This window comes from Rhizobacter sp. J219 (assembly GCF_024700055.1).
GTDB lineage: Bacteria > Pseudomonadota > Gammaproteobacteria > Burkholderiales > Burkholderiaceae_C > Rhizobacter.
Genome location: NZ_JAJOND010000001.1, coordinates 1,387,783 through 1,411,354, shown reverse-complemented (window position 1 = coordinate 1,411,354; position 23,572 = coordinate 1,387,783). Strand labels below are relative to the sequence as shown.

The following is a 23,572-nucleotide window of genomic DNA, read 5'->3' as shown; positions in this document are numbered from 1 at the left end:
TGCGGTTCACTTGGGCATCCACACCCGCACCAGCGACAGGAGCTTTTCCACGTCGAGCGGCTTGGCGATGTAGTCGTTGGCGCCGGCTGCGAGGCAGCGCTCCTGGTCGTCGCGCATGGCCTTGGCGGTGAGCGCGATGATGGGCAGGCGGCGCCACGTGGCGTCCTTGCGGATCTCGCGCATGGCGGTCAGGCCGTCCATCTCCGGCATCATGATGTCCATCAGCACGAGGTCGATCTGCGCCTGTTGCGGCTCGCGGCTCTTGGCCAGCACGTCGAGCGCCTCGCGGCCGTTGCGGGCGAGCACGACGCTCGCGCCGCGCGGCTCCAGCACGCTCGTGAGGGCGAAGACGTTGCGCACGTCGTCTTCCACCACCAGGATGCGGCGGCCTTCGAGCGTGCTGTCGCGGTCGCGCACGCTGCGCAGCATCTGCTGCATCTCGGCCGGCAGCGCCGACTCCACCTGGTGCAGGAAGAGGGTCACCTCGTCGAGCAGGCGTTCGGGCGAGCGGGCATCCTTGATGATGATGGAGCGCGAAAAGCGGCGCAGCTGCTGCTCTTCGTCCGAGCTGAGCGAGCGGCCTGTGTAGACGATCACCGGCGGGAAGGCGCTGTCATCCTGCTCGGCCATGCGCTCCAGCAGCGAGTAGCCCGAGAGGTCGGGCAGGTTCAGGTCCATCACCATGCAGTCGAAGGTGGTGCCCTTGAGGGCTTCCAGCGCCTGCGCGCCGGTCTCCACCGAGGTGATCTGCACGCCCTCGACGTTGCGCAGCAGGTGCTCGATGCTCTCGCGCTGGCGCGCGTCGTCTTCCACCACCAGCACACGGCGGATGCCTTGCGAGAACTTGGCTTCCAGGCGCTGCAGCGCCTCGACGATCTGCGAGCGCTTCACCGGCTTCAGGTCGTAGCCGAGCGCACCGCGCTCCAGCGCCTCGTGGGTGTAGTCGGCCACCGAGAGGATGTGCACCGGGATGTGCCGCGTCTGCGCGCTGTGCTTGAGCTGGTCGAGCACGCCCAGGCCCGAGTGGTCGGGCAGGTTCATGTCGAGCAGGATGGCGCGTGGCCGGTACATGGCGGCGGCGGCCAGGCCGTCGCTCGCGGTGTGCGTGATGACGCACTGGAACTGCATCTCGCGCGCCAGGTCTCGCAGGATCACGGCGAAGCGAGGGTCGTCCTCGATGACGAGCACGGTGCGTGAGTTGACGGTGAGCTGGGCGCGGTCGTCCTCGATCTGCGGCGCGGCCGGTGCGCGCGGGGCACGGGCGGCGTACAGCGGGGGCGCTTCGGCCGCGGGCGGCTCGACCGGCGGGCGCGGGGCCACCGGCACCGGCTGCGAGCGGTTGTCGGGCAGGTACAGCGTGAACACGCTGCCGCGGCCGGGGGCGCTCTGCACGGTGATGTCGCCCCCAGCAGCCGCGCGAGGTCGCGCGAGATCGAAAGCCCGAGCCCAGTGCCGCCGTACTTGCGGTGCGTGCTGCCGTCGGCCTGGCGGAAGGCCTCGAAGATCAGCTCCTGCTGGCTTTCGGCGATGCCGATGCCGGTGTCGTGCACCGCGAAGGCCACGCCGCCAGCCTCGCGCGCGACCCGAAGCGACACTTCGCCGGCTTCGGTGAACTTGAGCGCGTTGGAGAGCAGGTTCTTCAGGATCTGCCCGAGGCGCTGGCCATCGGTCTTCAGGTGCACGGGCACCTCGGGGGCGATGCTCGAGGTGAGCGCGAGTCCCTTCTGCCGGGCCAGCGGCTCCAGCGTCTTGATGAGCCCCTCCACCGACGCGGCAAGAGGGATGTTCTCCACATGCACCTCGACCTTGCCGGCCTCGATCTTCGAGAGGTCGAGGATGTCGTTGATGAGCGTCAGCAGATCGTTGCCGGCGCCCGAGATGGTCTGCGCGTACTTGACCTGCTCTTCGGAGAGGTTGCCCTGCGGGTTGTCGGCCAGCAGCTTGGCGAGGATCAGCGTGGAGTTGAGCGGCGTGCGCAGCTCGTGGCTCATGTTGGCGAGGAATTCGGTCTTGTAGCGGCTGGCCCGCTCCAGCTCGGTGGCGCGCTGCTGCAGCACCTGCTGCGCCTGCGCCAGCTCGTCCTTCTGGTTCTCGAGCAGGGTGGCCTGCGCGGCGAGCTGCGAGTTGGTCTGCTCCAGCTCGGTCTGCTGCACCTCCATCTGGGCCTGCGAGGCCTTGAGTGCGCGCTCCTGCTCTTCCAGCTCTTCGTTGCTCACGCGCAGCTCTTCCTGCTGGGCCTGCAGCTCTTCGGCCTGGCGCTGGGTCTCTTCGAGCAGCTGCTCCAGCTTCGAGCGGTCGCGCGAGGCGCGCACGGCGATGGCGAGCTGCTCGGAAGCTTCGGCAATGAAGCTCGCGCTGGCGGTCCGACACCGGCTGCAGGAACCCGAGTTCGATCACCGCGTGCACACGCCCGTAGAGCACCGCCGGCGCGATGAGCAGCTCGCGCGGCGAGGTGCTGCCCAAAGCCGAGCTGACGCGCAGGTAGCCCTCTGGCACCTGCGTGATGTGCAGCAGGCGCTTGTCTTTTGCGGCCTGGCCGAGCAGGCCGTCGCCGGGCTGCAGCGTCTCGGGCCGCTCGGTCGGGTCGAGCGCGTAGCCGGCCACGCGCTCCAGGCGGCCGTCGGACTCGACGGTGTAGACCGCGCCGACCTTGGCGCCCAGGTAGTGCGCGAGGAAATTGAGCACGCTGGCGCCCAGCACGTCGAGCCGCTGGTCGCCCTGCAGCGTGCCGGCGAGGGCCGCCTCGCCGGCCCTGAGCCAGAGCTGGCCTTCGCGCACCAGGTGTTCGCGCGAGGAGCGGTAGGCGGAATAGAGGATCAGCGACAGCAGCACGGCCGCAGCGCCCCAGGTCACGAGGTTGGAGTAGTCGACGGCGTTCTGCCAGCGCTCCTGCTGCTTCGACAGGCGCGTGCGCTCTTCCAGTTCGATGTCGCTGACGACTGCGCGCAGCCGATCCATCGTCGCGCGGCCGCGATCCGAGCGCACCAGCGCGATGGCGCCTTCGCGGTCGCCGTTTCGCTGCAGGATGATGGTCTGCTCCAGCTCCTGCAGCTTGTCGGCGACCAGCCGCTCCAGCGTGTCGGTGCGCTGCAGCTGTGCGGGGTCGGCTTCCAGCAGCTTGCGCAAGGTCTGCAGGCGCGCCGACACCGAGGCCTTGCCCTCCGTGTGCGGCGCGAGGTAGCCCTCCTGGCCGGTGATGAGAAAGCCGCGCTGTCCGGTCTCGGCGTCTTTCATGCTGCCGATCACCGTCTGCAGCTGCTCGATGACCTGGTTGGTGCGGGCGATCGCCTCGGCCGCCTTGCTGCGTGTTTCCATCACCTGCTGCCACAGCAGGGTGATCACGATCACCGCGAAGGCCTTCACGAGGTAGAGCACCAGCGAACCCATCGGCAGTGGCAGCGCCTTCAGCCAGGGACGCCACGCGCCCTGCGGTGACGATGGGTCGGTGGGGCGGGTGCTGCTCATCGGTGTGGCGCTCATGAGTGTCTTGTGTTTGTTTGACTCGTGGCTTCGTGGGCGACGCGCATCCGGTCGCGCCGCATCGCGTCGACGAGAGTGTCGATGATTCCTCGGCTCCCGCTTCGGATCAGGGTCACAGGAAGAGCACCCTGAAGTGGATGGCGCCGCGCAGTCGCCAGTAGACCGAGAGGAAGGGGATCAGTGCCGAGGTGGCGAGCATCTCCAGCACATGGGGCAGGCGGTGGCTGGTGTCGCGCAGGCGCTCGTAGGCGAGGTGCAGCACGAGCGCGAGCATCAGCGCCAGGCTGGCGGCAGCCCACTCCGGCTGGCGCAGGAAGAGCAGCATCAGTGCCGCGAAGGCCAGTGCGACGACGAGGTAGTAGTTCCAGGGCGGCACCGGGCGGATGCGCTCGCGGTAGAGCTGTGGGTGCTTCTTGTACAGGAGCGCGTCGTAGAAGGTGTTCTTCTGCTGTGCGAGGCTCAAGCCCCAGCGAGCCGAGCGCACCGGGTGCACCACCTCGGCGCGGGCGCTGCGGCCGACGTGGCCGACCTGCGTCATCAGGCGGAACTGCAGGTCGGAGTCTTCGCGCCGGGCGCGGGCGAAGCGTTCGTCGAAACCGTTCACCCGCTGCAGCGCCCAGTGGCGCACGAAGGCATTGGCCGTCACGAACTCTGCCGTGGCCAGACGCGCGGTCATGCGCGCATGGTCCGTCGTCTCGCCGGGCATCGGCACGCTGACCCTTCCGCACATTGCCACCCAGTCGGTGTGAAGGTTCATCACCCGTTCGCCTTCGGCCAGCCAGTCGCGCGCGGGCACAGTGTCGTCGTCGGTGAAGGCCACGATCGCGCCGCGTGCCGCACGCCAGCCCACGTTGCGTGCGACCGCCGGGCCGCGGCCGATGGGCGGACGCAGGTAGCGCAGCTCGGCGGCGAGCGGGGCGCCATCGATCAGCGATTCGACGAGGTGCCGGGTTGCGTCGTCATGCCCGTCGTCGACCACGATCACCTCGTAGGCGTCGGTCTCGATGCGCTGCGTCAGCACGGCCGTCAGGCAGCGCAGCAGCAGCTGCGGGCGTCTGTAGGTGGGAATGACAACGGAAATCCTCGGTGTCATGAGCCCCTCGCCGGTGGCGGGCCGCCGCGCACGATGCCTTCGGCCAGCACCTCGCCCGTCTGCTGCTGGGAGCAGCCATGAAAGTCGGTGTCGGGCCCAGGCGTGATCATGGGTGGCAGGCGTCCTCGCGAGTGCTGCCACAGCGGCCAGCAAGCACGGTCGAGGCAAATGGCGTGCCGTTCAGCCGAACTTCGGGCCTGCTGACGAGCGGTGCACGTCGGCCTTGAGCACGCAGACGTCGGCCGCGAGGCCGGTGAGTACCACGTTGCGGGCGTGCATCTGTGACAGCACCAGGTCGAGCGGGGTTGCAAAAAGGCCGAGTGGCGTGGCTTGAGAAGCACCAGGTCGTCAGGCTGGTGCGGGCGAGCAGCCATCAGGGCCAGGAGGTCTCCTGCATCGGCAGCACGGTGATCTCGGGCACCACCGTCTCGTCGGGCTGCGTGAGCACGAACCGCACGGCGTGGGCCACGTTGAGCGGGTCCTGCAGCGCGGCCGGGTCGATGTCGGGGAAGCGATCGAGCAGGAAAGGCGTGCGCATGCCGCCGGCCACCACCGCCGAGACCTTGATGCCCTGCGGGCGCAGCTCGGCGTGCAGCGCGTGCGACAGGCCGAGCAGCCCCCACTTCGTCGCGTGGTACGCGGCGGCGTTGGGCCAGGCGCGCTTGGAGCCGGTGGAGGCGATGTTGACGATGTGGCCGCCCCCGCCTGAGGCCGTCTTCGGCCCCATCGCGGCTGCGGCGTGCTTGGCCATGAGGAAGGGGCCGGTGAGATTGGTCAGCACCACGCGTTCCCAGTCGGTGCTACTGAATCCGGAGATGGGCACGGTGATGTCGATGGCGGCGTTGTTGACCACCACGTCGAGCCGGCCGAGGCGCTCGCGCGTATGCGCGATCACCTGGCGCACCTGCTCCTCGTCACCCACGTCGAGCGGCATGGCCAGGGCCTTGATGCCGTTTTCGGCGAGCATGGCCACGCGGTCTTCTGCCCGTTCGAGCGCGAGGTCGGCGATGACGAGCAGGGCTCCGGCCTCGCCGAGCACTTGGGCGATGGCCGCGCCGAGCCCTCGGCTACCGCCGGTGACGATGACGCAGCGGCCTTGCAGGGTGGGGGTGTGGGACATGGAGCGTGTCTCCCGCAACGGAGTGGAGTTGAGGCAAAGAGGGCATGCAGCATGCCGTTCGATCCCCCGCCATGGGCTGCTCCACGCGCGCCGGCGTGGCCTGATCGGTTCAGGCCCCGTTGCGCCGGCGCTCCACTGCGTCCACCTTCAAGAGGTGCCGGTACTTGGTGACCGTGCGTCGCGCGACGACGAAACCCTGTTGCGCGAGCTGGCGCGTGATCTCGGCATCCGACAGCGGGTTGTCGGGCTTCTCGTTCTCGATCATGTCCTTGATGAGGCCACGGATCGCGGTGCCCGAGAAGGCGGTGCCGCTGGTGGCCGTCATCGCCCGCGAGAAGAAGTACTTGAACTCGAACACGCCGCTAGGCGTGGCCATGTACTTGTTGTTGGTGACGCGCGAGACGGTCGACTCGTGCACGCCCACCTCTTCGGCGATCTCCTTCAGGCCCATCGGCTTCATCGCGAGCGGGCCGTAGTCGAAGAAGTGATGCTGCCGCTTCACGATGGCCTGTGCCACGCCGAGGATGGTCGCGAAGCGCTGCTCCACGTTGCGCAGCGTCCAGCGGGCCTCGCGCAGCTGCGAGGCCAGTTCGGGATGGTGCGCCTGCTGGTGGCGCTGGAACATCTCGGCGTAGACGCGATGCAGCCGCACCTTGGGCACGATGGCCGGGTTGAGCGACACCGTCCAGGTGTTGCGCACCTTCTTCACGATCACGTCGGGGGTGATGTAGCGGATGTCGGCCGAGCCAAAGCGCCAGCCCGGGCGCGGGTCGAGGCGGCGGATGCGCGCGCAGGCCGCGGCCACCGCCTCGACCGGGCGGCCCAGCTGCTTGGCCAGCGTGGCCGCGTCCTTGTGGGCGAGGCTTTCGAGTTTTTCCGACACCAGCCGGCGCATCAGCTCGCGCTCGTCGCGGTCTTCGACGCCGTCGAGCTGCAGCAGCAGGCACTCGACCACGCTGCGCGCGCCCACGCCCGCGGGCTCCAGCGACTGCACCCGCTTCAGCGCGATCTGCAGCTCGGGCAGCGAGGCCACGGGATCGAGACCGATCACCGGGATCAGCTCCGAGAGGTCTTCGAGGCGCAGGTAGCCGTCGTCGTCGAGCGACTCGACGATGGCCTCGGCCATCAGCATGTCGCGGGCCGGGATCTGCAGCACATGCAGCTGGCGCAGCAGGTATTCGGTCAGCGAGGTTTCGGCGGCCACGCGGTTCATCGGCGAGCCGTCGAGGTCGTCGCTGCGCGGGGTGTCGGACGGGCCGGCGGTCTGCCAGCTGTCGCGGTTGTCGTCGCCGCCGTCACCGTCGCTGCCGTCGTCGTCGGCGGCGAGCGGCACGGTGGGGGCGTCGAGGGTACTCGTGTGCAGGGCATCGGGGGTGGCGACTCCGGGCGCGGCGGCCGCGGCATCTTCGGGCGGCTCGTCGTCCACCGTGTCGAGGAAGGGGTTGCTGTCGACGGCGGCCTGCACTTCATGTGCGAAGTCGAGCGACGACAACTGGAGCAGGCGCACCGCTTGCTGCAAACGGGGCGAGAGCCCTTGCTGCTGGCGTTGCTCGGTATGCAAGTACATCGAGGTCATTGAAAGCCGATGTGAAAGCCAAAGATGGGCATGCCTCAATGCAACGACCGTGCCTCGACACCGGTGGCCCGGGCCTGATGCCCTGCGGGCCGCGTGAAGTCTGGGGTTCCACCGCATCGTGCGGACCTGCAACGGCAGGGCGCGCGGCTCACGCGCGCGGAAGAGTTTTCCGGTCGTCGGCAGGTTTTGCTGCAAACGGCGTGCCGCACGGCCAGCAGGGTTGATGCGGTGAAGGTCTCCTTGCGCACTGCCTTCGTGGCCATGCTGCTGATGGCCACCGTGCCGGTCGCGCTGCTGATGTCATACCTGCTGCTGGAGAAGATGCGCGCCGAGCAGGCTCGCCTGCGCGCCGATCTCGACCGCGATGCCCAGGTGCTCGCGCAGGCAATCGACAACGAAGTGCAGGCCACGATCGACGCGCTGCGCATCCTCGGGCTGTCGGAGTCGCTTCGGCATGGCGACGTGCGCGAGTTCGAGCGCACCGTGGCCGCGCGCGGCCCGCTGCGCAGCGGCTGGCAGGGGAGCTTCCTCACCGACACGCGCGGGCTCGTGATCTTCGACACCACGGGCGCTTCTCGCCGCGGTGCCTTGCCGCCGGTGCCGGGCTTCCGGCAGATGCTCTGGGGCCGCACGCCGCTCGTGAGCGGCCTCGTCGCGCACGCGCCGACGGGGCAGGCGGCCACGGTGATCGCGGTGCCGGTGGTGATCGACGGCAACCTGCGCTTCGGGCTTGGCGTGTGGGTGCCGTGGGCGGCGTGGCAGGTGCTCGTCAAACGCTCGGCACCGAGCGAAGGCTACAGCGTGCTCTTCGACCGCGAGCACCGCGTGATCGCACGCAACACCGACCCGCAGCGCGTCGGCGAACTGCTGCCCGAGACGGTGGCCCCAGGCATCAACACCTACGGCGCGATGCGGCCGGTCCCTCTGGCGGGCTGGGGCGTGCGGCGCGACGTCGCCACCGCGCCGGTGGCGGCGGGGCAGATTCGCTCGGTCGCGCTGGCCTGGGCCACGGCCGCGGCCTGCCTGCTGCTGGGCGTGACGATGGCGCTGCTGCTCGCGCGGCGCATCCGGCGCCCGCTGGAGGCGCTGGCGCGCGACGGTGGTGTGGCCCGGCTCGGCGTCGTGCATGTGCGCGAGATCGCCGCGCTGCGCGATGCGATGCAGGCCTCTCGCGAGCGCGACCAGGCCGCGCACGACAGCCTGCGACGCAAGGCCGATGAGTTCGAGACCCTGTTCAACAGTTCACCCATCGGCCTCGCGTTCGCGCAGGACCGCGAATGCGAGAACGTGCTTCGCAACTCGGCGATGGTGCAGCTCTTCGGCCGCATGGGCGGCGACGTGGAGGCAAGCGTGTTCCACGAGGGCCGCCCGGTGGAGCCGAAGGAGATGCCGCTGTGCCGGGCCGCGCACACCGGCCAGGCGGTGGCGGTGATAGAGCTCGAGTTCCGCGTGCCCGGGCGCCCGGTGGTTTACGCGCTGGCCAATGCGGTGCCGCTGCGCGATGCGCAGGGTCGCCCGCGGGGCGCGATTTCGGCGATGGTCGACATCACGGCGCGCAAGGAGGTCGAAGCACAGCTCGTCGAGACGCACGACCAGCTGAAGGCCGCCAGCCAGGCCAAGGACGAATTCCTCGCGATGCTCGGCCACGAGCTGCGCAATCCTCTGAACGCGATCTCGACCGCGGTCGACGTGCTGCACCATGGCGAGATGGCCGACCCGGTGGCACGCAGCGCACGCGCCATCATCCGCCGCCAGACGCTGCACCTGTCGCACATGATCGGCGACCTGCTCGACATGACACGCATCCTCTCGGGCAAGGTGCGCGTGGTGTGCGAGCCGATGGACCTGTCGCAGCTCGTGCGCCGCACGCTGGACATGCTCGCCGTGACCGGCGACACCTCGAAGCACACGCTGGAGCGCCAGCTCGCCGCCGACGCCTGGGTCGAGGCCGACGCTTCGAGGCTGGAGCAGGTGGTGACGAACCTCGTCGACAACGCCATCAAGTACACGCCGGTCGGGCGGCGCATCTGGGTGCGGGTGCGGCCGGACGGTGGGGAGGTGGTCTTCGAGGTGGAGGACGAAGGCGACGGCATCGCGCCCGAACTCCTGCCGCGGGTGTTCGACCTCTTTGTGCAAGGCGAACGCACGCTCGACCGCCGCGCGGGAGGGCTGGGCATCGGGCTCACGCTCGTCAAGCGGCTCGTCGAGCTGCACGGTGGCCGCGTGAGCGCTGCCAGCTCGACCGCAGGGTCGCGCTTCGAGGTGCGGCTGCCGCGTGTGCCGGCGGCGCATGCCACACCGGCGCACGTCGACCGCGACGCCCGCCCCGGGCACCTAACGGTGCTGGTGGTGGAGGACAACGTCGACGCGCTGCAGTCCATGTGCGACCTGCTGCGCCTCGACGGCCACGCGGTCATCGGCGAGAACAGCGGCACCACCGGCCTCGAATCGCTGCTCGCGCACTGGCCCGATGTGGCCATCGTCGACATCGGCCTGCCGGGTCTCAACGGCTTCGAGCTGGCGCTGGCGGCGCGGTCGCGTGGCTATTCGGGCCGCATGATCGCTGTGTCGGGCTATGGGCAGAGCGATGACGTGCGGCGGGCGATGAAGTCGGGCTTCGACCTGCATGCGGTGAAGCCGGTCGATGCGCAGCAGTTGCGGCAATGGATGCGCGAGAGCGCGCATGCGCATGCATAGCGTCGCCGGAGCAATTGGCGTGCGCATCGCCGATGACCCGTCGTTCCGCGGGGGCTTGCGATTTCCGTTGAAGCGTGAGAGTGAGCCGCCTAGAGTCGGGTGGATCGAAATGAAGTCGGAGATTGAATGAGCCGCGTGCTGGTGGTGGAAGATGACCTCGATGCGGCTCCCATGATGGCGGCGCTGGTGGCGGAAGCGGGCTTCACCGTGGCCACGGCGCACAGCCTGCGCGAAGCGCGGCGGCACATTGCGCTTGACCCACCCGAAGCTCGTGCTGCTCGACCTGCAGCTGCCCGACGGCAGCGGGCTGTCGCTCTTCGACGACCCGCAGTCCATCGCCAACACGCAGGTGGTGCTCATCACCGGTCATGCCACGCTCGAGACCTCGATCGAAGCGCTGCGCCTGGGTGCGGCCGACTACCTCATCAAGCCCGTCACCGCACGCCAGCTTGAAGGCATCCTCTCGCGCATCATCCAGCCCAAGGCCCTCGAAGCCGAGCTGAAGGGCCTGACCGACGAGTGGAAACGCTGTGGCCGCTTCGGTCACCTGTGGGGCCGCTCCTCGCCGATGCAGCGCATCTACGAACAGATCGCGAGGGTGAGCGGCACCGCGGTGACCGTGCTCATCACCGGCGAGAGCGGCACCGGCAAGGAACTCGTCGCCCGCACGCTGCACGACCTGAGCCGGCGGCGCAACGCGCCCTTCCTCGCCGTCAACTGCGGCGCGATCTCACCTCAGCTGATCGAGAGCGAGATCTTCGGCCACGAGAAAGGCAGCTTCACCGGTGCAGAGCGGCAGCACCAGGGCTTCTTCGAGCGGGCCAACGGGGGCACGCTCTTTCTTGACGAGGTGACCGAGATGCCGCTTGCGCTTCAGGTGAAGCTGCTGCGCGTGCTGGAGACCGGCACCTTCATGCGCGTGGGCTCCACCGTCGTGCAAGAGACCGACGTGCGCCTGGTGGCCGCCACCAACCGCGATCCGATGGAAGCCGTGAAGGCGGGCAAGCTGCGCGAAGACCTGTTCTACCGGCTCAACGTGTTTCCCATCGCGCTGCCCACGCTGCGCGAGCGTGGCGGCGACGTGGAGCTTCTGGCCGAGCACTTCCTCGCCGAGGTGGGTGGCCGCGAGGGGGCGGTCAAGAGCTTCTCGCCTGGCGCACGCGCCAAGCTGCTGCGCTACCGCTGGCCGGGCAACGTGCGGGAGCTGCGCAACGTGGTCCAGCGCAACTATGTGATGACCGAAGGCAGTGTGATCGGCGAGGAGTGGCTGCCCGTCAATGCGCCGGAGCGCGAGCTGTCGTCGCCCTCGCTGTCGGGCGACGAACTGCGCATCCGCATCGGCACGTCGATGGCCGAGGCCGAGCGCCAGCTGATCCTTGCCACCATGCGCTACTACAACCACCACAAGGAGCAGGCCGCCGCCGTGCTGGGCATCAGCCTGAAGACGCTCTACAACCGGCTGAAGGAATACTCGGCCGAGGAAGCAGCGGCTGCACTGCGGCAGGCCGAAGCAAGCAGCAGCGCGTCGGACTGAGGGCCGGCTATTCGGCTCCGACGCTGCCCGTCACGGGCAGCACGATCCCCGTGATGTAGCTCGCGCACACCGGCGACGCGAGGAACACATACGCCGGCGACAGCTCCTCCGGCTGCGCGGCTCGCTTCATCTGTGTCTGCTGCCCGAACTCGGCCACTTTCTCGGCCGGCTTGTCGGCCGGGTTGAGCGGCGTCCACACCGGGCCGGGTGCGACCGCGTTGACGCGGATGCCCTTGGCGATGAGGTTGCTCGCGAGCGACTTGGTGAACGCGTGGATCGCCCCCTTGGTGGCCGAATAGTCGAGCAGCTGCGGGCTGCCTTCGAGGCCGGTCACCGAGCCGGTGTTGATGATGCTCGCGCCCGCGCGCAGGTGCGGCAAGGCGGCACGCGCCATGTTGAAGTAGCCGTGCACGTTGGTGCGCAGCGTCTCGTCGAGGCGTTCCTCGGTGATGTCTTCCAGCGAGGCGGCGTGCTCCTGGAAGGCGGCGTTGTTGACCAGGATGTCGAGCTTGCCGAACGACTGCACCGTCTCGTCGACGGCTTTGCGGCAAAAAGCGGCGTCTTTCACGTCACCGGGGATCAGCAGGCAGCTTCGGCCTTCATGCTCGACGTGGCGCTGGGTCTCTTCGGCGTCTTGGTGTTCGTTGAGGTAGACGATGGCCACGTCGGCGCCTTCGCGAGCGAAGAGCACCGCCACCGCGCGACCGATGCCGGAGTCCCCGCCGGTGATGAGCGCGGCCATTCCCTGCAGCTTGCGGCTGCCCTGGTAGTCGGGTGCGAGGAAGCGCGGCTTTTCCTGGAGGTCGGCTTCGAGCCCGGGCTTCTCGAGGTGCTGCGCGGGCAGCCGGGTGGGCTGCTCGCGGGTGCCGGCCTGCACCGGCTGCGATTCCTTCTGCCGTGCCTCGGGCTTGGCGGTCTGGTCGCGCCGGTCCTGGGCGCGCTGGATCTTGCGCTGCTGCTCGGCCGTCGCGTCGGCCGCGCGGGCGCTCGGCCGGCCGCGTGGTTCCTTGGGGTCGCGAGCTTCGGACATTCAGGCCTCCGGATACGAAATATCACGTGATCTGCCGGATGGCGAAAACGGCGGCAAAACTTTCCGTGATGTGGATTTTGCAAAGGGAATCCGCTCCGCGTGTAAGCGGATTCCGACAAGCAAATCGGCACGCCCTGACGCGGCTTTTTGCACACATTGGGCAAGATGAAGCCCTCGACACGACGCCACCTTGTCACCCATTACGAGACCTCGGCCCCGGCCACAAGCCAGGTGCCTCGGGGCAATAGGAGACCTCGCGGCAACCTTTACCGGGTTGCCACTCCAACCGATTCAGATGCACTGGAGCAAACGGAATGCCACACGTCCTGGTAATCGATGACGACAGCGATTCGGCCGAAACCCTGGCCATGCTTGTCGCCACAGAAGGTATGACCGTCGCCACGGCAGGCTCGCTGCGCGACGCCCGCCGCCAGATGGCCTTGCAAACCCCCGACCTCGTTCTGCTCGACCTGGTCTTGCCGGATGGCAACGGCCTCGAACTGCTGGAAGACACCCGATCGATGCCGCAGACCGAAGTGGTGCTGGTGACGGGCCATGCGAGCCTGGACACCTCCATCCAGGCGCTGCGCCGCGGCGCCGCCGATTACCTGGTGAAACCGGTGGCCCCCCAGCAACTGCAGAAACTCATCTCGCGCATCAGCGCGCCGTGCCCGCTCCAGCACGAAGCGCAGGAAGCTCGAAGCCAAGCTCGACAAGGAAGGCCACTTCGGCGCGCTGTGGGGGCGTTCGCCGGTGATGCGCCGCGTGTACGAACAGGTGATGCGCGTGGCCTGCACCAACGTCACCGTCTTCGTGACGGGCGAGAGCGGCACCGGCAAGGAAGTCGTGGCCCGCACGGTGCACGACTTGAGTCGCCGCCGCGCACGTCCCTTTCTTGCCGTCAATTGCGGCGCCATCTCCCCTCAGCTGATCGAAAGCGAGATCTTCGGCCACGAGAAGGGCAGCTTCACCGGCGCCGACCGCCAGCACCAGGGCTTCTTCGAGCGCGCAAGCGGTGGCACGTTGTTCCTCGACGAGATCACCGAGATGCCGCTGGACCTGCAGGTCAAGCTCCTGCGCGTGCTGGAGACCGGCACCTTCATGCGCGTGGGCTCGACCACCGTGCAGCAGACCGACGTGCGGCTGGTGGCCGCCACCAACCGCGACCCGATGGATGCGGTGAAGGCGGGCAAGCTGCGCGAAGACCTTTTCTACCGGCTGAATGTGTTCCCGATCGCGCTCTCGCCGCTGCGTGAGCGGGCGGAAGACATCCCGCTTCTCGCACAGCACTTCCTCGACCAGATCTCCAAGCGCGAAGGGCAGCGCAAGCAGCTTGCGCCCGGCGCGCTGCAGCGCCTGCAGTCGTACAAGTGGCCGGGCAACGTGCGCGAGCTGCGCAACATGGTCTGCCGCGCCTATGTGATGGCGACCGACACGCTGATCCACGACGCCTGCCTGCCGGGTGATCCTGTGCAGGCCGCCGGCGCGTCAGACAAACCCGCGGTGCCGTCGCTGACCATCCAGGTCGGAACAGCGCTTGCCGAGATCGAGCGCAGGGTGACGCTTGCAACGCTGGAGCACCTTGGCAATCACAAGGAAAAGACTGCTGCAGCGTTGGGCATCAGCCTGAAGACCCTCTACAACCGGTTGAAGGAGTACGCAGCCTTGCCGGATGGCACCTTGGCCAATCAGACGGCCGTGGAGGAGGGGCACTGACGGCCCGCGGCGATCTTCGTGGCGGGCCTCCTCTGGAAGTCTTGAAAGGAGAAATGCCCATGAGCCACGATGACATCGTCGATACCTTGAACGACCTGATCGAAACCTCGAAGGACGGCGGTCTAACGGTTTCACCGCGTGCGCCAAGCACGTGAAGTCGAGTGAGCTGCAGAACCTCTTCCTGCGCCGGGCGGAAGAGTGCCGCGCAGCGGCAAGCGAGCTGCAGACCCTGGTGATCGAGTACGGCGGCAAGCCCGACTCGGGCGGGTCGGCCACCGGTGCGCTGCACCGCGGCTGGGTGGCCGTGCGCGGCTCGCTGTCGGGCTACAGCGACCACGCGATGCTCGAAGAGTGCGAGCGTGGCGAAGATGCTGCGCTCGGCCGTTACCGCGCTGCGCTCCGCGAGGAAGGGCTGCCCGAAGCGGTGAGGGCGGTGATTGCGCGCCAGCAACTCGGCGTGCAAGCCAACCACGATCAGATCAAGCGCCTGCGCGATCTCGACAAGGCGGCGTGAGGTCGCCTGCGTGAACGAGAAGGCCGGCATCATGCCGGCCTTTTTTCTGCGGTCTGGGACTTGCGTTGCTACTGAAGCGGGCCCATCGTCGACGAGCTGAGTGCGCCGCCGGACGACCAGCTGTCGCGCCGGCCGATGGTCTGGATCAACTGGTCGAGTTCCTGCGACGACTTGGGCGGCGCGTCTTCGTCGGGCGTGTCGGCCAGCGGTTGGCCGGGCGGCACCTCCAGCCGCGCGATGGACGCGCCTTCACGTTCGCCGACCGCGGGCCATCTGGCCATCACCGCCTGGGGCGTCTGCGGGTCCGCAAAGCGCGCCCGCGCATCGACCAGGCCTTCGCGCAAGGCGCCGCGGAAGAAATCACCCACGAGCAGGATGGCGTTGTGCCCGCCCTGGCCCCAGTAGTCGCTGCGCATGGTCACGCGCGAATCGTTGAAGCCGACCCAGGCGCCGGCCACGAGCTGCGGGTGCATGAGGATGAACCAGCCGTCGGTGTTGTTCTGGGTGGTGCCGGTCTTGCCGGCCACGTCGGCCTGGGTGATGCCGAACCGCGTGCGCACCATCGTGCCGGTCCCTTGGGTCACCACGCCGCGCATCATGTCGACGAGCGTCGACGCCGTCTCCGGCGACATCGCGCGGCGCGGCGACGAGCCGAACTCGGCGATGACGCGGCCCTCGCGGTCGCGAATGCGTTTGATGACCAGCGGCTCTCGCCTCACGCCTTCGTGGGCGATGGTGGCGTAGGCGTTGACCATTTCCAGCAGCGTGACCGGGCTCGTGCCGAGCGCGAGCGAGGGCACGGGGTCGAGCCGGCTCTGCGTCACGCCGCTGGCCCGGGCGAATGACACCACGCGGTCCACGCCCACGTCTTGCATGACCTGGGCGGTGATGATGTTGCGCGACTGCACCAGGCCGTCGCGCAGCGTGAGCGCCATGCCGCTCGGGGCCGTCATGTCGGTGGGCTTCCATACGCTGCCGTCGCCGCTTCGGATCTCGACCGCCTGGTCGAGGTAGGCGCGCTGCGGGCGGATGCCGCCTTCGAGCGCCGCACCGTAGACGAAGGGCTTGAACGTCGACCCCGGCTGGCGGGTGGCCTGGGCCACGTGGTCGTACTGGTCGTGCTTGAAGTCGCGGCTGCCGACCCAGGCCTTCACCTCGCCGGTGGTCGGGTCCATCGCGGCGAAACCCGCTTCGAGGCGTGTCTTGCGGGCTTTGAGGGCAGCGAGCCAGTCCTTGTCGGCCAACAGCTGCTGCAGGGCGCGGGCCTCGCTCTCGCCGCTCTCGACCGCACGGCGGAACTCGGGCGTCTCGCGCACCGCGGCAGCCAGCAGCTCGGGGCGCTGTTTCCAGAAATGGCCGAAGGCTTCGGCACGGCGCGGCAGGCGTGCGCCGCCCAGCGAGGTTTCCACCAGCTCGGCCTGGCTCCACTCCACATTGGCGATCTGCTGCAGGGCCTCGGTCTGGCGGGCCACCGCGTGCTCAGCGGCGCGCTGCAGCTCCATCTCGAGCGTGCTCTCGATCACGAGGCCGTCGGCATACAGGTCGTGGCCGGTCGATTCGGCCCAGGCGAGCAGCCATTTGCGGGCGTGGCCGGTGAAGTGGGGCGCGGGGCCGGGTGCTTCGGCATAGCGGTTGAGGCTCACCCGCAGCGGCTGTGCGGCGAGAGCGTGCAGGCGGTCGGCCTGCAGCGTGCCGCGCTTGTGCATCTGCGCGAGCACGAGGTTGCGGCGCTCGCGCGCTCGCTCGGGGTTGAGCACCGGGTTGTAGTAGCGCGGGCCCTTGAGCATGCCCACCAGGGTGGCGCTCTCCACCTCGTTCAGCTCGGCGGCCGACTTGTTCCAGTAGGTGCGTGCGGCCATCTCCACGCCGACCGCATTGAAGAGGAAGGGCGCGGTGTTGAGGTAAGCCTCGAGGATCTGCTGCTTGCTGTAGTGCTCTTCGATTCGCAGGGCCGTCACCAGCTCCTTGAGCTTGCGGTGCAGCGAGCGGCTTCGGCCGATCTCTTCGGGGAAGAGGTTGCGCGCCAGCTGCTGCGTGAGCGTGGAGCCCCCTTGGGTGCGCCCGGTGGCGGTGTTGTAGATCGCGGCGACGAGGCGCTTGTAGTCGACGCCGCCGTGGTCGTGGAAGCGGTGGTCTTCGGTGGCGAGCAGCGCGTCGATCAGATGCGGCGACACCTCGTCGACCGTCACCCGCTGTGTCGGGCCGCGGCTGAAGGTGGCCAGGAGTTCGCCGTCGGCCGAGAGCACGACCGAGGGCCGGGCGGAGGTGACCTGGCGCAGGTCCTGCACGTCGGGCGTGTGACGCACGAGGTGGGTGATGTAGGTGGCACCGGCCACAGTGGCGAGCACGGCGCCCGCGACGCCGGTCCACAGGGCGATGCGGGCGTGGCGCCACCGCCTCGCGCGAGGCGCTTTTCCAGGGGAAGGAGGCGACGTGTCGGCAGCGGGCGGTGGCATGCCGGCATGGTCGTGCGGCACCGGTGCAAACGCTGTAGGACGGTAAGCCAACGCGTGGTCAGCGGCGCGCGGCTTTTGTGCTGCGGCGGTACGATGAACCGCTTTACACGACCCCTGCCGAGGAACACGACCGATGCGCATCCAGGACCTGCTGCCCACCGAGCTGCCCATCATCCAGGCGCCGATGGCCGGCGTGCAGACGAGCCGGCTGGCCATCGCCGTCATCGATGCGGGCGGCGTGGGCTCCCTGCCGGCCGCGATGCTCGCACCGCAGGCGCTGCAGGACGAGCTGAAAGCCCTGGCGGCCCATGGCGGCACCTGGAACGTCAACTTCTTCGCCCACACCAACCCGGCCCCCGATGCAGCGCGTGAAGCGCGCTGGCGCGCACGGCTCGCGCCGTATCACGCCGAATATGGCATCGACATCGACAAGGTGCCGTCGGGCGCGGGCCGCAACCCGTTCAGCCACGAGATCGCCGACCTGATCGAGTCTTTCAAGCCGCCGGTCGTGAGCTTCCATTTCGGCCTGCCGGCGCCCGACCTGCTGCAACGGGTGCGCAGCTGGGGCTCGCGCATCCTCTCGTCGGCGACGACGGTCGATGAAGCGCTGTGGCTGCAGGAGCAGGGGGTCGATGCGGTGATCGCCCAGGGCCTGGAAGCCGGTGGCCACCGCGGCCATTTCCTAGACCACGACCTCACGCGCCAGCAAGGCACGATGACCTTGCTGCCGCAAATCGTGGCGGCGGTGCGTGTGCCGGTGATCGCCGCCGGGGGCATCGTCGACGCCAACGCGGTGAAAGCCGCAATGGCGCTCGGCGCCTCGGCCGTGCAGGTGGGCACGGCCTACATGCTGTGCCCGGAGGCGCAGACCTCGGCGCTGCACCGCGCGGCGCTGCGCAGCCCGCAGGCGCGGCACACCGCGCTCACCAACCTCTTCACCGGCCGGCCGGCCCGCGGCATCGTCAACCGGGTGATGCGCGAGCTGGGGCCGTTGTCGCCCGATGCGCCCGAGTTCCCGACCGCCACCGCGGCCATCGCGCCGCTGCGCGCGGCCGCCGAGGCCAAGGGCCTGGGCGACTTCACGCCGCTGTGGTCGGGGCAGCGGGTGGGCAATCTCGAAGGGGTGGATGCGGCCACGCTCACCAAGGCGCTGGCGGCAGGGCTCTGAGCCCACGGCCAGCGCCGCGTGCCGCGGGAGCATCGTTTGCTCGACCCGGTCGAGTCCACTCACCCCGGAGGCCCGATGAAGATGCGCTCCTTTCAAGTTCCGCTCGCGTTTTCGGTCGTGCTTTCATGCGCCGCAGCCAATGCGCAGACGACTGCCGGCGCTTGCCAGCCGCTGGAAACCCGGGCGGCCAATGCGCCGTCGCAACGGCCGGCGTTTGCGGGCCAGACACGTGCGTGTGTCGCGGCACGCTCCAGCGGCTTCAAGGTCACGGTGCTCGCCACCGGCCTGGTCAGGCCCTGGGCGGTGGAGCCATTGCCGGATGGGGCGTTGCTGGTGACCGAGAAGCCGGGGCGCATGCGCATCGTCTCGGCCACCGGCACCGTGGGCGCAGCCCTCGGTGGCCTGCCCAGCGTCGACGCGCGCGGGCAGGGCGGCCTGCTCGACGTGGCGCTCAGCCCGGGCTTCGACACCGATCGCACCGTCTACTGGAGCTACTCGGAGCCGCGCGAAGGCGGCAACGGCACGAGCGTGGCCAAGGGCGTGTTGTCGGCGGATCGCACACGGCTGGAACGCGTCAGCGTCATCCTGCGCACCTCGCCCACCTACGACGGCGACAAGCACTACGGCTCGCGGCTCGCCTTCGGCCCCGACGGCATGCTCTATGTGACCACCGGCGAGCGCTCCGATCTCGCGACACGCCCGCAGGCCCAGCAGATGAACAGCCACCTCGGAAAGGTGCTGCGCATCCGGCCCGACGGGAGCGTGCCGCCCGACAACCCCTTCGTCGGCCGCGCGGGCGTGCTGCCCGAGATCTGGTCGCTCGGCCAGCGCAACATCCAGGCGGCGGCGTTCGATGCGAAGGGCGGCCTGTGGGTCGTCGAGATGGGCACCCGTGGCGGCGACGAGCTTCAACCTCATCGAGAAAGGCCAGAACTACGGCTGGCCCCTCATCGCCTATGGCGTGGAGTACTCCGGGCGGCCGATCGGGCCTGGCACCACGTCGCGCGACGGCCTGGTGCAGCCCGTCTACTACTGGGACCCGGTCATCGCGCCCTCTGGGGCTCAGTGGTACAGCGGCGACGCATTCCCCGCGTGGAAGGGCAACCTTTTCGTCGGTGCGCTGCGGGAGCGCAAGCTCGTGCGCCTCGTCATCGAGGGCCAGCGGGTGGTGGGGGAGGAATGGCTGTTGGCCGATCGCGGCAAGCGTGTGCGCGACGTGCGACAGGACAAAGCCGGTGCGCTCTACCTCGTGACCGACGAGGACGACGGCGAGGTGTGGAAGATCACCCCGGGGCCCTGAGGCTGGCGAGGCGCCGGGCACGCGCGATCAGCGATCAGTCGACCTCGGCGCAAAACTCGCCATCGGGCACGAGGCAAGACGAGCTGCTCTCGCCTCCGCCCAGCGCCACGCCCCGTGTGAGCAGCTTGCTCGTGGCCAGCCGGTTGGCCTCGGCGGTGGGCAGCATCACCCACATCTGGCCGCGGTGCTTGGTGGAGCGGGCCATCTGGCCGGCTTCGTTGCCGAAGCCCCAGAAGTAGTCGGCCCGCACCGCGCCGCGGATGGCGCCGCCGGTGTCTTGCGCGAACACCAGGCGCTGCATCGAAATGGCCGAGCCCTTGGGCGCCGGGGCGCTCAGGTAGACCGGGTAGCCGAGCGGCGTGACGCGCGGGTCGACGGCCACCGAGCGGCCTGGCGTGAGCGGCACGCCCAATGCGCCTTGCGGGCCTTCGGTGAGCGGCCGGTCGGCCACGGTCTTGAAGAAGACGAAGCTCGGGTCAGCGGAGAGCCGACCGGTGACGGCGGTCTTGGCAGGCGTGGCGGCGGGAGTCGTCGGGGGAGGAGGGCGCTTGGCGGGAATCCCCGCGTTGGAGCCGGCGTTCGATCCGCCGGCAGGCGTGTTGGGCGACTTGCGTGCGCCTTTCAGCAACTCGTCGACCAGCGGATCGACCTTGGCGCTCGACGCCGTGGTGCCTTGTGCAGGCTTGTTGACCGACATGCCGCGCGTGAGCACCGGCGCCTCGTCGGCCGCCTCCTCGGTCGTGTCGCCTTCGATCACGAAGCTGTCGGGCTGCTCCGGGCCTGGGTCACCGATGCCGCGCGTGGCCACGCGCACGTTCTGCCGGGGCACCACGCGCAGTGGCTTGAAGGGGTGGCCGTTCTGCTCCGCGTATTGCAGCCGCATGATCTGGCCGTCGGGCATGCGCACGCGCCCCGACCCCTGCACCTGCATCGCATAGAGCGCGAGCGGGTCATTGACCCACACCACCACGGGAGCGTCGATGCCTTGTGGCAGGCCCAGCGCTTCGAGTTCGGCGCGGGTGTAGTAGGGCTCGACACGGGCGTCGGGCGCGCCGGGCCGGCCGACCAGGCGCACGCGCAGGCGGCGGTCGCGGTCGTCGAGCTGGAAGCGGCGCATGTCCATCGCGTAGGTGGCCGCATCGCCCGGCTGCGCGGGCAGCAGGAGGTTGCCTTCGGCGCGCACGCGCACGACCGAGCGGCGCTGCGCCTTGGGCACACGCGTCCAGTCGATGGTGTAGAGGTCGCGCGGCACGCCGAGCACCGGCGTGTTGAATTCGGCATCGCGCTGCATCTGGCCTTCGAGCAGGGGCTCGAAATAGCCGGTCACGTCGCCGTCGCCGCGGGCGTCGGTGTGCAGGATGCGCAGCAGCGTGAAGCGGCTTTCGAAGAAGCTGCGCATCGCGCGGGTGTTGGGTGGCACGGTCTTGGCCGAGGCGCAGATCTCGCGCCAGTCGTCGCGCTTTTGCAGCACGTCGCACGAGTTGCGGAAGGCGCTCCAGCTGGCGCGCATGTCGTCTTCCTGCCAGCCGGGCAGCTCGTCGTAGCTTGCGAGCTTGAACATCGCATTGCGGGTACGCACCTCGCTCGGCCCCTTGGGCCCGGCCTTGGCGCTGCCCGCCGGCACCCGCTGGGGCGTGTTCGACAGGGCGGGTGCAGGTGTGCCGGCGGGCTGCGGCGCGGGCGCCGACGTGGCTGCGGGAGGCGGAGCCTTGCTGGACGAACAGCCCGCGAGGCCTGCCACGACGGCGAGCGCGAGGCCCAGGGCGGTGCGGGTCGGCAGGCGGTTCATGGTGAGAAGCCTAGGCCTTGCGTGGCGGCGGTCCAACTGACCTTCGTCAACCGGGGCCTCCTCCATCTGCCGGATGACCTTGGTCACGCGGCGCACCCAGGCGCCGCCGGTATTCTGCGGACGACTCTCGGGGGAGCCTCGTGCGCCCCTGCCTTCTTGACGAACGATCGACGAACTCGAAGCTCGCACCATGACCCAGTTCTTTCTTCCCCAGGACCGTCGCCGCTGGTTGCTTTCGGCCTCTGGTGCCGCGGCCGCGGTGGCGTTGCCCGGCTGCGCGATGTTCAGCAGCGGCCCGGCCACGCTGAGCACCACCGTCGTGGCCTCGGCGCAGGTCAACCCCGATGCGCGTCGCCGCCCGTCGCCGGTGGTGGTGCGGGTGTTCGGCTCAAGGCGCCCACGCTCTTCGAACAGGCGGACTTCGTGTCGCTCTTCGAGAAAGACCAGGCCCTGCTGGCGGGCGAGCTGGTGAGCCGCGAGGAGTTCGTGCTGCGCCCGGGCGAGAGCAAGCCGATCAACAAGCCGCTGTCGCCCGACACCAAGTTCATCGGCGTGATGGCCGCCTTCCGAGAGCTGGAGCGCGCGCGCTGGCGCGCCGTGGTGCCGGTGGTGGCCAAGAAGAAGAACGTGGTCGAGATCACCCTCGACGGCATCGTGCTCCAGGCGAAGCGCACGTCTCCCAAGTAAGCGTCCGAAGCAAGCAAGACAACCTCAAGAAGACACAACCCATGAGCTGGCGCGCCAAAGTCGTGTGGTCCTCGGGCATGTTCCTGCAGCCCCATCACTTCCAGCAGGAAACCCGCTACCTCGAACGGCTGGTCGATGCGCGTGCGCGTTGCCTCTCGCCGTTCGCCTGGGGCTTCGCCGACCTGGAGCTCGACGAGGGCCTGCTCGCGCTCGGCAAGGTGGGGCTCACGCGGGCGAGCGGCATGCTGCCCGACGGCACGCCCTTCGCGATGCCGCAGCTCGACCCGCTGCCCGCGCCGCTGGAGATCTCGCCCGACGTGAAGGGCGAGCTGATCTACCTCGCCCTGCCGCTGCAGCGCGAAGGCCTGAACGAAGTCGACTTCGCGAACGGCTCCGGCGACGGCGAGCTGGCCCGCTTCACCGCCATCGAAGAAGAGGTGCGCGACAACACCGACGCCTCCGACGAGCCCACCACCATCCAGACCGGCAAGCTGCGCCTGCGCCTCGTGCGCGCGAAAGAGGCGGGCGAGGCCTACGCACTGCTCGGCGTGGCCTTCGTGGCCGAGCGCCGCAGCGACGGGCAGGTCACGCTGGAGCGCCACTACATCGCGCCGCAGGTGGCCATCGATGCGACCGCGCAGCTCTCGGCGAGCGCCTCGCTGCTGCACGGCCTCATCCAGCAGCGCGCGCAACATCTGGCAAGCCGCATGGGGCAGCTCAGTCATGGTGTCTCCGAGATGGCCGACTTCCTGATGCTGCAGACGCTCAACCGCAACGAGCCCATCTTCAGCCAGCACGCCGCCACGCCGGTGGCGCACCCGCGCGAGCTGCACGGCGACTGCCTGCGCCTGGCGGGCGACCTCGCCACGCTGTCGAGCAGCGCCCGCCGCCCGCCCGAATTCCCGCCGTACCGGCATGACGATCTGGCGCGCACCTTCACGCCGGTGTTCGACGCGCTGCGCGGCATGCTGACGGCCGTGCTGGAACAGAAAGCGATCCAGGTCGAGCTGGTCGATCGCAAGCACGGCGTGCGCACCGCGGTCGTCAGCGACATCGAGCTCGCGCGCAACGCGACCTTCTATCTCGCGGTCAACGCGCAGCTGTCGCACGAGCAGCTGCGCCAGCGCTTCCCGGCGCAGACCAAGGTCGGCCCGCCCGAGAAGATCCGCGACCTCGTCAACCTGCAACTGCCCGGCATCAGCCTCGCTGCTCAGGCGGTCGCGCCGCGGGAACTGCCGTTCCACGACGGCTTCTTCTATTTCAAGCTCGAGCGGGGCGGCGAGCTGTGGAAGCCGATCGAGCAGAACGGCAGCTTCGCGATGCACACCGCGGGAGATTTCCCCGGCCTGGAGCTGGAGTTGTGGGCCGTCCGCAAGTGATGCGGTGCCGCTGATCCCCTACACCTGAACAAG

Annotated in this window: 11 protein-coding genes and 5 pseudogenes; 9 read left to right on the top strand and 7 right to left on the bottom strand. The window is 69.1% G+C overall.

Translation table 11 applies throughout. The features are described 5' to 3' along the window. Window positions 1-6: 6 nt before the first annotated feature. The 4 genes and pseudogenes from LRS03_RS06405 to rpoN all read right to left on the bottom strand — a co-directional run bounded on the left by LRS03_RS06405 (window position 7) and on the right by rpoN (window position 7,260). Window positions 7-3,387 (bottom strand): annotated as a pseudogene (locus tag LRS03_RS06405) (response regulator). A 205-nt stretch (window positions 3,388-3,592) separates the two neighbouring features. After that, window positions 3,593-4,573, bottom strand: coding sequence for a glycosyltransferase family 2 protein (locus tag LRS03_RS06400; protein ID WP_257824555.1), 981 nt, complete (start codon window positions 4,571-4,573; stop codon window positions 3,593-3,595). Between the two features lie 373 nt (window positions 4,574-4,946). Continuing rightward, window positions 4,947-5,693, bottom strand: coding sequence for an SDR family oxidoreductase (locus LRS03_RS06395; RefSeq protein WP_257824554.1), 747 nt, complete (start codon window positions 5,691-5,693; stop codon window positions 4,947-4,949). 109 nt (window positions 5,694-5,802) lie between these two features. Next, complete coding sequence (gene rpoN, locus LRS03_RS06390; protein WP_257824553.1) at window positions 5,803-7,260, bottom strand: RNA polymerase factor sigma-54; 1,458 nt, start codon at window positions 7,258-7,260, stop codon at window positions 5,803-5,805. Window positions 7,261-7,509: 249 nt separating this feature from the next. On the opposite strand from rpoN, the gene LRS03_RS06385 reads away from it, so the two are divergent. Next, window positions 7,510-9,966 carry a hybrid sensor histidine kinase/response regulator gene (locus LRS03_RS06385; protein ID WP_257824552.1) on the top strand — a complete coding sequence of 819 codons (2,457 nt, stop codon included), beginning with the start codon at window positions 7,510-7,512 and terminating at the stop codon, window positions 9,964-9,966. A 126-nt stretch (window positions 9,967-10,092) separates the two neighbouring features. Next, window positions 10,093-11,500, top strand: a pseudogene (locus tag LRS03_RS06380) (sigma-54-dependent transcriptional regulator). Between the two features lie 7 nt (window positions 11,501-11,507). Here the strand turns inward: LRS03_RS06380 and LRS03_RS06375 are convergent. Next, window positions 11,508-12,530 (bottom strand): SDR family oxidoreductase, encoded by a 1,023-nt coding sequence (locus LRS03_RS06375; protein WP_257824551.1) that lies wholly within the window; start codon window positions 12,528-12,530, stop codon window positions 11,508-11,510. A gap of 314 nt (window positions 12,531-12,844) precedes the next feature. On the opposite strand from LRS03_RS06375, the pseudogene LRS03_RS06370 reads away from it, so the two are divergent. Both LRS03_RS06370 and LRS03_RS06365 read left to right on the top strand, forming a co-directional pair. Next, a pseudogene (locus tag LRS03_RS06370) lies at window positions 12,845-14,246 on the top strand (sigma-54-dependent transcriptional regulator). Between the two features lie 151 nt (window positions 14,247-14,397). Next, window positions 14,398-14,760: a PA2169 family four-helix-bundle protein gene (locus LRS03_RS06365; RefSeq protein WP_257824550.1), complete on the top strand. Its 363-nt coding sequence runs from the start codon at window positions 14,398-14,400 to the stop codon at window positions 14,758-14,760. A gap of 68 nt (window positions 14,761-14,828) precedes the next feature. On the opposite strand, the gene LRS03_RS06360 is transcribed toward LRS03_RS06365, so the two are convergent. Continuing rightward, a complete protein-coding gene (locus tag LRS03_RS06360) occupies window positions 14,829-17,108 on the bottom strand; it encodes a penicillin-binding protein 1A (protein WP_257824549.1) in 2,280 nt (759 codons plus the stop codon). A gap of 241 nt (window positions 17,109-17,349) precedes the next feature. Here LRS03_RS06360 and LRS03_RS06355 point away from each other — a divergent pair, with 241 nt between their 5' ends. From LRS03_RS06355 to LRS03_RS06345, 3 genes and pseudogenes are all read left to right on the top strand, one after another. Beyond that, the gene (locus LRS03_RS06355) at window positions 17,350-18,384 is read left to right on the top strand and encodes an NAD(P)H-dependent flavin oxidoreductase (RefSeq protein ID WP_257824548.1); all 1,035 of its coding nucleotides are present in this window, start codon (window positions 17,350-17,352) and stop codon (window positions 18,382-18,384) included. Window positions 18,385-18,459: 75 nt separating this feature from the next. Next, window positions 18,460-19,236: pseudogene (locus tag LRS03_RS06350) on the top strand (PQQ-dependent sugar dehydrogenase); the annotation flags it as partial. 40 nt (window positions 19,237-19,276) lie between these two features. Next, the gene (locus LRS03_RS06345; RefSeq protein ID WP_257824547.1) at window positions 19,277-19,684 is read left to right on the top strand and encodes a PQQ-dependent sugar dehydrogenase; all 408 of its coding nucleotides are present in this window, start codon (window positions 19,277-19,279) and stop codon (window positions 19,682-19,684) included. A 34-nt stretch (window positions 19,685-19,718) separates the two neighbouring features. On the opposite strand, the gene LRS03_RS06340 is transcribed toward LRS03_RS06345, so the two are convergent. Continuing rightward, window positions 19,719-21,473 (bottom strand): MltA domain-containing protein, encoded by a 1,755-nt coding sequence (locus LRS03_RS06340; protein WP_257824546.1) that lies wholly within the window; start codon window positions 21,471-21,473, stop codon window positions 19,719-19,721. Window positions 21,474-21,663: 190 nt separating this feature from the next. Here LRS03_RS06340 and tssJ point away from each other — a divergent pair. Beyond that, window positions 21,664-22,160: pseudogene (gene tssJ, locus LRS03_RS26795) on the top strand (type VI secretion system lipoprotein TssJ). A 41-nt stretch (window positions 22,161-22,201) separates the two neighbouring features. Beyond that, window positions 22,202-23,539, top strand: a complete 1,338-nt coding sequence (gene tssK / locus LRS03_RS06330) for a type VI secretion system baseplate subunit TssK (RefSeq protein WP_257824544.1) — start codon at window positions 22,202-22,204, stop codon at window positions 23,537-23,539. Window positions 23,540-23,572: the final 33 nt, after the last annotated feature.